This window comes from Streptococcus sp. HMSC070B10 (genome assembly GCF_001808665.1).
Taxonomy (GTDB): Bacteria; Bacillota; Bacilli; order Lactobacillales; family Streptococcaceae; genus Streptococcus.
The window spans coordinates 203,096-214,013 of record NZ_KV794214.1 but is presented as its reverse complement, the minus strand read 5'-3'; the positions used below and the strand labels follow the sequence as shown (position 1 = coordinate 214,013).

The following is a 10,918-nucleotide window of genomic DNA, read 5'->3' as shown; positions in this document are numbered from 1 at the left end:
TCAAGCTAGAGGATGTTTTGCATCTCTATCAGGCTGTCGGTTGGACAAATTATACCGATCAATCAGGTGGCTTTTTTGTGGGGTGAGGTCATGGTAATAGAAATTTTTGGCAAAATGGTAGAATTTGAAAAAAGTTAAGCTAGTTTTAAGCTTCGTCATGTATCATATAATCATTAAATAAAGACCTCCTAACTTTATTTAATAAAATCCTAAACTTTTCTTTTTCATAATAATCTCCCTTAACTCCACCCAATCAGGTGGAGTTTTTTGGCTCTATTTCAGGCTTTTGGGGACTATTCTAAAAATCATTTTTCGATATTTTTCGGTATTTTTCGGATTTTGGTCGGGGAATTGGCGGGGACTTTTTGAGATTTTGGCGGGGATTTTTTTAGCGAATATGGCTAAGAAATAGGTCTGTTGTCGCTTCAGCAAGTTCGTCCTCAACTTGGTTATAACGATCCGTCATATAAACCTTTGTATGCCCCAGCGCCTGGCTTAATTGTTCAAGCGGAACCCCTGCAATAATGCTTTGAGTCGTGAAGAAGTGGCGCATCATGTGAGGTGTTACATGCAATCCTGTTGCTTCATTCACTAGATTGAAGTTTCTATTTAGCTGGTTTGGATTGATGAGACCCCCTTTTTCGTTAAGGGTAATATAATCTTTTTGTTGTTCCTTGATAATCCCTAACTTTCGCTTAATCTTAGAAGCTTCAGCTATCAGATAATAGATAAGGTCTGTTCCGATATCATCAAGGCAGACATATCGCTCTGAATCCTTCGTTTTAAGCCCTCCTTTCCCTTTTAGGGTCTGATTGCTTCGACTGTCTCTAAGATGCAGTATAGCCCGTCCGCTGTCGTTCTGAGTGATGTCCATTGGACGCAAACCAAAGACTTCTCCTCTTCTCAATCCAAAAATGGTAAGATAGGTCAGAGCGTAGAATTGTTTTGGCATAATCTCTTCTGCCTTTGCTATCCAAGTCTTAAACTCTTTGAGAGTCACTTTCTTGTTAGCAGCAGGGATATCACTCTGGCCAATAAAGACACCTTTCAAGCGATTCGAGAGCAGGTTTCCATTTTTTACTGCATCATTCAACAATGCCATGAAGCTGGAATTGAGAGTTTGAACAGTGTATCTGGTATGGTTCTGCAACTTTTCGGCGATAAATAGTTCATACTCATTTCTATCCAAATTTTTAAGCTGGACAGAACCAAATTTGGGTTTGATATGATTCTTATAGAGATTATCATTGAGGTAGTAGGAAGTGTCATTCCAGCGCCCTGTAGATAATCTCTTTTCAGAATAGATATCCCAATACTGATCAAGCGTTAGATTCGTATTGATACCTAATTCTTGTTCTTGGATTTGTTGCTCAATCTCTGTCAAGGCTGCACGAGCTTGTGGAAGGGTTGTGAGACCACTTTTAGTAATCTCTTTCTTTTTACCATGAAAATAGAAAGAGCGTCTGATGTAATAGCGTTTGCCTTTTGCAGTTTCATAGTAATAGATATTTGGGTATTTTGTTTTATTATATTTCATTGTATTCTCCTTGTTTATCAGCTTCTGGACAAGGTCTAAACATTGAGAATATTGACATCACCCCTTTCATGGTGTAAAATAGGGTATAGAAAAGAGGCCTTTTTAATGGCTGATTTTTTATAAGGGTAAGCTTCACAATCAAACTTTGGCGAGGGCGATTGTGGGGCTTTTTTAAATATCTTTTCGTTTATTCTTTTCGTGTTTCAATGTTAAATAACTAATAATGTAACTTATAAAACCTGTAATGAACAAGAAGAAGCCGAGAGGAGGAAATAAAAATAAGAAAATAGAACCTATGACTATTAATACAATACCAGCTTCTTTATAATTTTTTGCTGTGTATTTTTTTGTAGATTTGGTGGACGTTTGATTTTTTGTTGTTTTCTTCATTCTCTTTTTAGACGGTGTAAACAAGTCTGAAAGACCAAACGTTGTCTTATGATAGACCTTGTTGTATAGAGCTTTCTTAGGATTCTTTATCCACCCAACCCCTTTTTGTCCATATCCAGGAATAAGGGCTTTTTTAGTTTGTCTCTTCCATTTGCTGGTAGTTCTAGCTTTCAAGCTCTTTTTTAGACTCGGTGTTCTCATTCCTATTTTCATAACTTTCCTCTTTTTAATTTTCAACTGGCATGAAGTTTCCGACTATTTTTCCAATGATTCTCGGATCTTCTTCATATGGTGCGAATTTATCTTTATATTTGTTATTGATAGAGACGAGTCTAAGACCGTCTTTTTCTTTATAGACTTTCTTGATATAAGTTTGGCCATCCCAGTCAACCGCATAGACAGCGCCGTCATAGTCAAATCCTGTTTCTTTGATAAGAACGACCTCTCCATTCATGTACTTAGGTTCCATTGAGTCTCCAAAAACCCAAGAAGCAAAATCGTGGTCTAGGTCTTTGTCATAAAAAACAGTGTCATAGTTCCCATCGTTAAAGTATGAAAAGCCAGTACCAGCTGAAAGTTTTTCATATACCTTGTATTCAAATAAGTCTTCCTCTAATGAGATAACTTTGTTAGACTGCTCACGCAATTGGTTCTCTGTAAAATCCAAAACCTTTTGTTTTCTAGGAGCAGTAAGCTTTACAGCTTTTTCAGTTATTTTCTGAACAAGAGGAGAAGTAGGGATTTTTAGTTCTTGGACAGGAGTATCGTCTGACATAGGAACATTATATCCCATTAACCAAGCTTCGGAGACCCCCAATGTTTTAGATAATAAAACAAGTTTGTCTTGATCAGGAGAAGACTTTCCTGAAACATATTGTGACAAAGCACTCTTACCCATTTTGATACCAAGTTCCTTTTGAAGTGGTAAAGAACTATTCAAGATATCTACTTGTCTAAGATTTCTTTCAGACAGAATTTGTTTTAGTCGTAAAGATGTTGTAGTTTTCATATTTAACACTCCGTTCTCAATAGTAATTATATATCTATTTGAACAAAAGTTCAAGCTAAAAAATAAAAAGTTCAAAAAAAATGAACTTAAGTATTGACAGGGCAAAAAATAAGGAGTAGAATTATAATCACAAAAGTTCAAATAACTTGAACAAAAGATAGAAAGGAGAATAAATGAAATTTGATTATTCAAAATTGAATGGAAGAATTACTGAAATTTTTAATAGCCGGAAAAAATTCGCTAAAGCTATGAAACTTTCAGAACGAAGTATTTCACTTAAATTAAATAATCAGCGTTATTGGAAAAACAACGAAATTACAACAGCTTGTAATCTGTTACTTATTCCAGATAACCAAATAGGGGATTATTTTTTTAAACTTGAAGTTCAAGATACTTGAACAAGATAAAACTAGAAAGGAACATTATGAACGAAATTTTTAATTTTCACGGGCAGGAAGTCCGTACTTTGACAATTGATGACGAGCCGTGGTTCGTTGGGAAAGATGTTGCGGATATCTTAGGATATGCGAATTCAAGAAAAGCAATTTTTGACCATGTAGATGATGATGATAAGACAGATGGGGTAACGATTCGTGACGCCATGGGTAGAAATCAAAACCCTATCATCATCAACGAATCTGGTCTCTACTCTCTCATTTTATCCAGCAAATTGCCTCAAGCAAAAGAGTTCAAGCGTTGGGTTACATCAGAGGTCTTGCCAGCTATTAGAAAACAAGGCGGATTTATCCGAGAGGACTTGGATGAAGATGCTTTCATCGCTCTGTTTACTGGCCAGAAGAAATTGCGTGAGCAACAGGCGACCATGCTGGAAGATATTGACTACCTAAAGAGTGAGCAACCGATTCACCCAAGCTATGCTCAATCGCTCCTGAAGAAGCGTAAGGCTAGGGTTGTGGCTTGCTTAGGTGGTATTGACAGTCCAGCTTATGCGGATAAGATTTTTGCTCAGTCGGTATTTAGACAAGCTGAGATTGATTTCAAGGATCATTTTAATATTAGTCGCTATGACCTGCTACCCAAGAAGCATGCGGATGCCGCTCTAGCTTACTGGATGACGTGGGAGCCAAGCACCAATACTAAGATGAAAATCATGAAATTGAACTCATTTGATGAAGTGTAGGAGGGGAAGAAGATGGACAATGTTCTACTTTCACTATCTGAATGGATTAAATCCATTATCAAGGACACAATCACAAGGCTAGTCGAAATAGAAAAAGATAGTGATCACTATCCAGAGTTGATGGATGTGAACACTACCTGTGATTTTCTAGGAATTAAGTATGCCACATTTTCAGATAATTATCGTTACTTAAAGGGATTTCCAAAGGAATTACCTGGTAAGAAATGGTCAAAAAGAGCCATCAAAGAATGGCTCTCTAATCAAATATAATAACTTTACTAAAAGGCTTCTGGACAAGGTCTTAGCAAAATTATTTGACTATATTATAGCACAAAAAGAGGATAAAAAACATGAACAATTTACAAATTATCGCAGTAGGCACAGTAGTATCAGTAGCATTGATTGAATCACTGATGATGAATATCAAACTTAAAATGGCCATGAGAGCAAAAAAGAAGATTCAATTTCAAGCGCCACAAGTTGAAAAAGGGTTTATCGACTTTAAAACAGGTCGACGTGTGGACATTGATCCCGTGACACGAAAAGAAACATTTGTGGATTAGTAGAGAAACGGAGGGTATCAATGGTAGTTAAAAACAAGCGATACTACTGGATTCAACTAGCTCAAGATTTTTTCAAATCCAAAGAAATGAAATTGCTTCGTAAGATTGCAGGTGGCGATACGCACACTATCATCTATCTCAAAATGATGTTGATTAGTTTAGAGGATGGCGGGCACATCTACTATGATGGACTTGCTGACAATCTAGCTGAAGAAATCGCTCTTGTCATTGATGAGAATGTTGAAGATATTAAAATCACTTTGATTTTCTTGGAGAGTAAGGGTTTGCTGACTAGAATAAATGACAGAGATTATTTCTTAGAACAGGTTCCTGAGATGGTTGGGAGCGAAACGGCGAGCACTCGTAGAAGTCGCAAACATAGAGAGTTGAGGGGGTTGCATTGCAACACCATTGCAACAACTTGCAACGGAGATATAGATATAGAGAAAGATATAGATACAGAGATAGAGAAAGATGTAGATGAAAATCCAGTCTCACTCATCGTCGAAGAATATCAATTTCGTATTGCTCCGTTGGATGGAACTCAATTTGAAATCTTAAAAGAGTTCATCACTTTGGATGGAATGGAAGCGAAAGTTGTTCTGAAAGCAATTGGTCTTGCTGCTGACAATGGTAAAAGAAATTTCAGTTATATCAGAGCGATTTTGACGAATTGGAAGAATGATGGAGTTTTGACGATTGCAGCAGTCGATGAACGTGAGAGAGCGTACAAAGAAAGTAAAATCAAGGGTCAGTCAGGGAATCAAAAATCAAACGTTCCTGAATGGTCACAACCTAACTATGTGAATACGACGAGTAAGGAGACCAAGGAAGAGTTGGAAAAACGGAAACAGGAAATGCTGAAGCGTTTGGATAATGGAGGTGGCTGATGTTTATTTTAAAGCATGGGACAAGAGAGGATAAGCCGTTCTTGATGTCTGCAACCATTGGTGTGACTGGAATTGATGTTTCGTATTCGGACGAGCGGAAAGCTATGCGGTTCATTTCTCGTGCAGTTGCGTTGCAGGTAGGCAAGGCATTGAGAGACTCTTTTGGGAATTTCTATCCAGTTGAGGTGAAGGGATGATTGGAGGTATTGATCATAAGGAAAATGACAGTCTGGGCACTCTTTGATAGTGGGAATGGTTCTTACTTCAAGGGTGCTAACTCTCTGAATAGTTCGGGGGGGGCGAATATTGAAATCTATTCAATCGGAATGGATATAGAAAACAAGAACAATCATTTTATAAATCTGGACCTTGCTGATTACAAACGTTTATTTGGAGATAACACGCTCTTTGACGTGTTAGACAAATTACCAAAACCTGACCTTGTAATAGCTAGTCCACCATGCGAATCATGGTCAAATGCTTCTGCCATGGAAAATGGGAATGCGTGTTGGAAACGCAATGATGTGTCTGATAGCTTGTTTGCTCCACAAGTAAGACCTTCACCGTTCACGATCAGGGCAAATAAGGATTACGAGTCAGCATATATAAATTATCAGTACGACAGGCAATTTTTAAAAAGGGTCAATGGCGAGCTAACAGCTTTCAACACAATAGAAATCATAAAAAGATATAGACCACAATTTTGGGTTATTGAGAATCCAGCAGCTGACAGACTGTGGCCCTACATTGAGGATATTATTGGATTCAGAATTCCATACAAAAACCTAGCTAGATACAATAATTATGATTATCCTTTACAAAAGCGGACGATTTTTGGAAGCAATGTTGAACTTAATCTTAAGAATAAAATTATCAAGCAGGACATAGAGTGGAAGAACTTCTCAAAATCATACAACGAGAGATCTAATATACCTGAAAAATTGGTGTCAGAAATTTTCGAAAAAATCTACAAGGAGTTTTGCAAAGATGATTGAGCTCTACTTCATTTACAACTGTCACCGCAAGATACTCATTGGGTGTTTTGGCCATATACATAGCGCAATCAACGAATTAAAGAAACATCAAGCTAGTTACTCAGCTATCAGTCATCCACGTTTTCGCAAAAGCATGAGTAGAGAAAACATCAGGATTGATTACGGAGCAGTTGACTGCTACTACTTGATTACGAAGAAAACGGAGGGAAAATAAGATGAATACAAAAATGAATTTGGAAGAAAAGGTTCAACAGTGGTTTGTTGACCGAAATTTACATGAAGCAAATCCTGTCAAACAGTTCTTGAAGTTGATGGAAGAGTCAGGAGAATTATTTGAAGGTATCGCAAAAGATAAATCTGAACTGATCTATGATGCTCTTGGAGACATCCAGGTAGTATTGATTGGACTTGAACAACAGATTAAGAATGGGGCTCAGATTTCAGCCAATCAACAGGAACTTGAATTGTTGCTGATGGTTTCTAGTCTGGGTAATATCGCTCAGAAGCTATACGCTCATGTCTGTCACAATGAGACACAGATTCCTTTAATCAAAGCAGACTTGATGTTTCTTGACAGTGTGGTTAGTACGGTTTCATTTTGTAATGGAACTACAGCTGAAAGTTGTTTAGAAGAAGCTTATGAGGTCATCAAGGACCGCAAAGGTAAGATGATTGACGGGGTGTTTGTTAAAGAGGAGGATTATGGAGAATAAAGATGCCAAATTTTGCAGAAGGAACAATTAAACTAAGAGGACGTGCAGAAAATATTAAATCGGCTTTGAAATATATGTTTGAAGCTGCTGGTGATGTCACAATCGAAGAAGATACAGATGGTGAGCTAATCATTTTCACTTCATCAAACTCTTATTTTTACATCAATGGCACAAAACGTGCTTTTATCGACGGTGAAAGTTTTGAAATTCATCTTGATGATGATTTTCTTATCATCGAGCTTAATAATTTTACGCAGGCATGGCGCGCTATCCCAGACAATTACATAGAAATCTCTGAAAAATTTAATGTTGACATTAAAATCTTTACATTTGAACAGGGCTTGGAATTCACTCAAGAAATCGAAATTTCAAAAGGGAAAATTTTAAAAGACATTGTATTGAAGTATGGTGATTATAGATGGGAAGTCGCATTTAGCAATTTAGGGGGATGAACAGAAGGAGGATTTGGGATGATAACGAAGTACAGAGCGTATGATGGCGGCTCATTAAATCGTATGTATCAACCGGACGAAGTGATGGTTGGAAATGGCGATATCTGGATTATTGATGAGGACTCTGTTGCTGGTGAATGGATTGTGAACAATGACATTCACCTCATGCAATCAACAGGCCTTTTGGATAAAAATGGCAAGGAGATTTTTGAGGGGGATATAGTCGATTACAAGGGCAGAAAAGCAGTTATCAAATGGCACGGATCTTATGCAAGTTTTATTTACATATTTGTAGATGAATTACAGAAAAGAGTGGCAGGATGGAGTCCACTATATCTTGCTTATTTTCATTTTGAAGTAATTGGGAATAAATTTGAAACCCCAGAATTTTTGGAGGTCGAGGAGTGAGATATTTAAAAATCCTATGTGTTGTTTTACTCGTCTCCTTCCTCGTAGCATGTCACCAGATTTCGAGTGGGACAGTGGTAGATAAGGACATTGATGAACCTCACACAATATTCATACCTGTTATGACAGGAAAAAGCTCGGTACTGGTACCAACCAGAACCAAAAGAAGATATAATCTGGTCGTTTCTGGACGTGTAGGAAATAAGCACGTTGAAGAAACATTTGAAGTGACAGCTGAGGAATACAAATACTATAAAATTGGCAATACTTTTATAAAAGATGCCGTTTTAGAAAATGAAGAAGGAGAAAGAGAATGATTGATCAAATTCAAAAAAAGATTCAAGGAATTTATGGCTGGACAGTTAAAAATGCTGAAATAATAGCGCCACCACATGATTTGCCAGATGCTGTTAAAAGTAGAGTCGCTTACTTTAGGGACATGGCTGAAGATGGCATGACATTTATGGGAATTATGGAGTGTATATTTGCTGACAAAAAGCCCGAAAGTTATGATTTCGGAGCTACAAAGGATTGGTTGCCGATGTCTCAAGAATTTAATGATTGGGTCGGTAACGCTTATAATATCGCGCAAATGGAAATAGCTGTATATCTTATTTATGGAGTTCGAAAAGAGGAAAACAATGATTAACAATGTCGTTTTAGTAGGCCGCTTGACTCGTGACCCTGAGTTGAAATACACACCATCAAATGTGGCTGTTGCGACTTTCAGTTTGGCAGTGAATCGCAATTTTAAGAATCAGGCAGGTGATCGTGAAGCCGATTTTATCAGTTGCATTATGTGGCGCCAACAGGCTGAAAATTTTGCAAATTGGCTTAAAAAAGGTGCTCTTGTAGGAATCACAGGTCGCATCCAGACTCGTAGCTATGATAATCAGCAAGGACAACGTGTCTATGTGACAGAAGTGGTAGCTGAAAGTTTTCAAACGCTTGAGAAGAAGGATAATTCTGCGAACCAGTCAAGCATAGAAAACCAGATGCCACCAAGTTTTAGAGCAAGTGATCCGATGGATATTCCAGATGATGGATTGCCATTTTAAGGAGGTGTGAAGGATGAACAGACTGAAACAATTGAGAAAAGAAAAGGGGTTGACTCAGCAGGAATTATCTGAAGCAATAGCTGCACCAGCTCGGAGTATTCAACGTTGGGAAAATGGAGAAAGCCAAATCAAAACGAATAGAGCAGATGAGTTAGCAGATTATTTTGGAGTAAGCGTAGGATACTTGCTTGGTTATGAACCTGAAAGTGAGCAAGTTAGCAATTATCAAAAAATAAAAATTTGCTTTTCTGATGGTGAAGAACTTAGTTTTCTAGTAAGAAACTTTACAGAAAAAGAACTGACAAAAATTACTAGTCAGTTCAACAATGGAAATTTGATGAGGATTAGAAATTTGTCCGTTAATCCTAAGAATGTCAATTATTTTTTTGTTGAAGACTTTGAAGAAAATGAGGAGGTTAACAATGAACATACAGGGACTAATTGAACGCTATGAAAAATTTAAAGCTAGCAAGAAAAAAATGACCTCGGTTGATTTAGTTTTGAAAGACTTACGGTCTTTGGACGAACCAGAACCGTTGCCGTTCAAGTTAAAAGATGTCGTTCGTCGAATAAGAGGGTTTGATCCGACGACACAGACTAGATGGCTTAATGACATCCTTAAAGAATTAGGGGACGACTACGGTTCAATGAAATATCGTGAAGGCTACGAGCAAGGCAAACTTGAGGGAGCATGGGTTGGTAATCAATTGAAGGATGCTGATAAGATTCGGCAAGAATTGAATAAACCAGTGATACCGCAGTTTGTGGCGGATTGGATTGAAGTATGTAAAGAACATCTTACAAGTTCTCTTTATCTTGCTATGACCCCAAGTTTTTTGAAATCAAATAACCAAGGCATTGAATTAACATTATGGATCAAAAAGAACGAAGAAACTTTCGCTAGAGCTTGGCTTGACGGCTACACAGTCGAGAAAGAGAAGCGGTATTTGGTGAAGATGAAAGGTATTGAAAAAGAAAAATGTTATCTCAACTATAATTTTGGTGGAGTCTGGTTGTTTTATAATCAAGAAAATTTCTATGGATATCGAGCACATCACACCCGCAAAGAACTAGAAGAAGCCAACTTCGGATGGGTGTTTGATTGCAAGGGAGTGGAAGTCAATGAGGTGGAGTGATGGTACAAACACTTGAACAAGCTACAAAAACTGAAAGCAAACGCATAAAAATCCCTGCGAAAATCAGACCGTTTGATGTAGGTTATCGAGTAGTAAACAAACACGGTCAAGCGCTCGCTTTAAGAAATGGGGCAAGTATATTCGCTTTGCCTTCACTTGCTGAAAAAGCTATAAAGAAAGAGTTTGGGAAAAATGATCCAGACTTTGATATCGAAAAACATTTTGTCGAAGAGGTCGCTATTGTCAATTTAAGTAAATTTCATAGTTATTTTGAGGAGGTGGAGTGATGGAAAATTTAATGTTTTGGGGAATGTTCTTTGCTTGTTTGCTGATTTCGGCTATGACATTCTACATTATGCATGCTCAAGCGAAGGTCAATAGAGATTTGGAAAGAAAATACTATGACTTAAAACAAGAACTTTTAAGAGTTTTTGGTTGGGATGAATATGACTGGGCAAAAAATTTTAGGGACTATGCACGAGAAGTTCAAAAACTTATCAAGTTTAAAAAAGAAATTGAACAACTTGAAATTATTAAAAAAGCATTAGAAGTCAAAAGTTTGGAAGAGTTGCAGAAGAAGAAAGAACAGATTGAAAGTGTAATCAAAACGTTAGAAAAATGAGGAG

At 37.3% G+C, this 10,918-nt stretch carries 20 protein-coding genes; 17 read left to right on the top strand and 3 right to left on the bottom strand.

The window, feature by feature from the left end; genetic code table 11:
• Window positions 1-388 precede the first annotated feature (388 nt).
• The 3 genes from HMPREF2613_RS08575 to HMPREF2613_RS08565 form a co-directional block, all read right to left on the bottom strand.
• Window positions 389-1,537 (bottom strand): tyrosine-type recombinase/integrase, encoded by a 1,149-nt coding sequence (locus HMPREF2613_RS08575; protein ID WP_070480047.1) that lies wholly within the window; start codon window positions 1,535-1,537, stop codon window positions 389-391.
• Between the two features lie 171 nt (window positions 1,538-1,708).
• Window positions 1,709-2,140, bottom strand: a complete 432-nt coding sequence (locus tag HMPREF2613_RS11830; protein ID WP_070480046.1) for a DUF308 domain-containing protein — start codon at window positions 2,138-2,140, stop codon at window positions 1,709-1,711.
• 13 nt (window positions 2,141-2,153) lie between these two features.
• Window positions 2,154-2,936 carry a S24 family peptidase gene (locus HMPREF2613_RS08565; protein WP_070480045.1) on the bottom strand — a complete coding sequence of 261 codons (783 nt, stop codon included), beginning with the start codon at window positions 2,934-2,936 and terminating at the stop codon, window positions 2,154-2,156.
• 173 nt (window positions 2,937-3,109) lie between these two features.
• On the opposite strand from HMPREF2613_RS08565, the gene HMPREF2613_RS08560 reads away from it, so the two are divergent.
• The 17 genes from HMPREF2613_RS08560 (at window position 3,110) to HMPREF2613_RS08475 (ending at window position 10,914) form a co-directional block, all read left to right on the top strand.
• Entirely contained in the window at window positions 3,110-3,334 is a 225-nt protein-coding gene (locus HMPREF2613_RS08560; RefSeq protein ID WP_070480044.1) for a DUF739 family protein, read from the top strand.
• Window positions 3,335-3,360: 26 nt separating this feature from the next.
• Window positions 3,361-4,077 (top strand): ORF6C domain-containing protein, encoded by a 717-nt coding sequence (locus HMPREF2613_RS08555; RefSeq protein ID WP_070480043.1) that lies wholly within the window; start codon window positions 3,361-3,363, stop codon window positions 4,075-4,077.
• Between the two features lie 12 nt (window positions 4,078-4,089).
• The gene (locus tag HMPREF2613_RS08550; protein WP_000370958.1) at window positions 4,090-4,347 is read left to right on the top strand and encodes a hypothetical protein; all 258 of its coding nucleotides are present in this window, start codon (window positions 4,090-4,092) and stop codon (window positions 4,345-4,347) included.
• 80 nt (window positions 4,348-4,427) lie between these two features.
• Window positions 4,428-4,640 (top strand): hypothetical protein, encoded by a 213-nt coding sequence (locus HMPREF2613_RS08545; RefSeq protein WP_070480042.1) that lies wholly within the window; start codon window positions 4,428-4,430, stop codon window positions 4,638-4,640.
• A 20-nt stretch (window positions 4,641-4,660) separates the two neighbouring features.
• Complete coding sequence (locus HMPREF2613_RS08540; protein ID WP_070480041.1) at window positions 4,661-5,530, top strand: phage replisome organizer N-terminal domain-containing protein; 870 nt, start codon at window positions 4,661-4,663, stop codon at window positions 5,528-5,530.
• Window positions 5,530-5,727, top strand: coding sequence for a hypothetical protein (locus tag HMPREF2613_RS08535; RefSeq protein WP_070480040.1), 198 nt, complete (start codon window positions 5,530-5,532; stop codon window positions 5,725-5,727). Before HMPREF2613_RS08540 ends, HMPREF2613_RS08535 begins: the two co-directional genes overlap by 1 nt.
• Window positions 5,728-5,751: 24 nt before the next feature.
• Window positions 5,752-6,525 (top strand): DNA cytosine methyltransferase, encoded by a 774-nt coding sequence (locus tag HMPREF2613_RS08530; RefSeq protein ID WP_070480039.1) that lies wholly within the window; start codon window positions 5,752-5,754, stop codon window positions 6,523-6,525.
• A gap of 215 nt (window positions 6,526-6,740) precedes the next feature.
• Window positions 6,741-7,238: a MazG-like family protein gene (locus tag HMPREF2613_RS08520; protein WP_070480037.1), complete on the top strand. Its 498-nt coding sequence runs from the start codon at window positions 6,741-6,743 to the stop codon at window positions 7,236-7,238.
• Window positions 7,239-7,240: 2 nt separating this feature from the next.
• Complete coding sequence (locus HMPREF2613_RS08515) at window positions 7,241-7,690, top strand: hypothetical protein (protein WP_070480036.1); 450 nt, start codon at window positions 7,241-7,243, stop codon at window positions 7,688-7,690.
• 18 nt (window positions 7,691-7,708) lie between these two features.
• Window positions 7,709-8,098 carry a YopX family protein gene (locus HMPREF2613_RS08510; protein ID WP_083279255.1) on the top strand — a complete coding sequence of 130 codons (390 nt, stop codon included), beginning with the start codon at window positions 7,709-7,711 and terminating at the stop codon, window positions 8,096-8,098.
• A gap of 122 nt (window positions 8,099-8,220) precedes the next feature.
• Window positions 8,221-8,415 carry a hypothetical protein gene (locus tag HMPREF2613_RS11825; RefSeq protein WP_261674007.1) on the top strand — a complete coding sequence of 65 codons (195 nt, stop codon included), beginning with the start codon at window positions 8,221-8,223 and terminating at the stop codon, window positions 8,413-8,415.
• The gene (locus HMPREF2613_RS08500) at window positions 8,412-8,747 is read left to right on the top strand and encodes a hypothetical protein (protein WP_070480034.1); all 336 of its coding nucleotides are present in this window, start codon (window positions 8,412-8,414) and stop codon (window positions 8,745-8,747) included. Before HMPREF2613_RS11825 ends, HMPREF2613_RS08500 begins: the two co-directional genes overlap by 4 nt.
• Window positions 8,740-9,156, top strand: a complete 417-nt coding sequence (ssb, locus tag HMPREF2613_RS08495; RefSeq protein ID WP_070480033.1) for a single-stranded DNA-binding protein — start codon at window positions 8,740-8,742, stop codon at window positions 9,154-9,156. The genes HMPREF2613_RS08500 and ssb overlap by 8 nt, the downstream gene beginning before the upstream one ends.
• A 13-nt stretch (window positions 9,157-9,169) precedes the next feature.
• Window positions 9,170-9,601 (top strand): helix-turn-helix domain-containing protein, encoded by a 432-nt coding sequence (locus HMPREF2613_RS11885; protein ID WP_070480032.1) that lies wholly within the window; start codon window positions 9,170-9,172, stop codon window positions 9,599-9,601.
• Window positions 9,579-10,292 carry a DUF1642 domain-containing protein gene (locus HMPREF2613_RS08485; RefSeq protein WP_070480031.1) on the top strand — a complete coding sequence of 238 codons (714 nt, stop codon included), beginning with the start codon at window positions 9,579-9,581 and terminating at the stop codon, window positions 10,290-10,292. Before HMPREF2613_RS11885 ends, HMPREF2613_RS08485 begins: the two co-directional genes overlap by 23 nt.
• Window positions 10,292-10,579: a hypothetical protein gene (locus tag HMPREF2613_RS08480; RefSeq protein WP_070480030.1), complete on the top strand. Its 288-nt coding sequence runs from the start codon at window positions 10,292-10,294 to the stop codon at window positions 10,577-10,579. Before HMPREF2613_RS08485 ends, HMPREF2613_RS08480 begins: the two co-directional genes overlap by 1 nt.
• Window positions 10,579-10,914 carry a hypothetical protein gene (locus HMPREF2613_RS08475; protein WP_070480029.1) on the top strand — a complete coding sequence of 112 codons (336 nt, stop codon included), beginning with the start codon at window positions 10,579-10,581 and terminating at the stop codon, window positions 10,912-10,914. The genes HMPREF2613_RS08480 and HMPREF2613_RS08475 overlap by 1 nt, the downstream gene beginning before the upstream one ends.
• Window positions 10,915-10,918 lie beyond the last annotated feature (4 nt).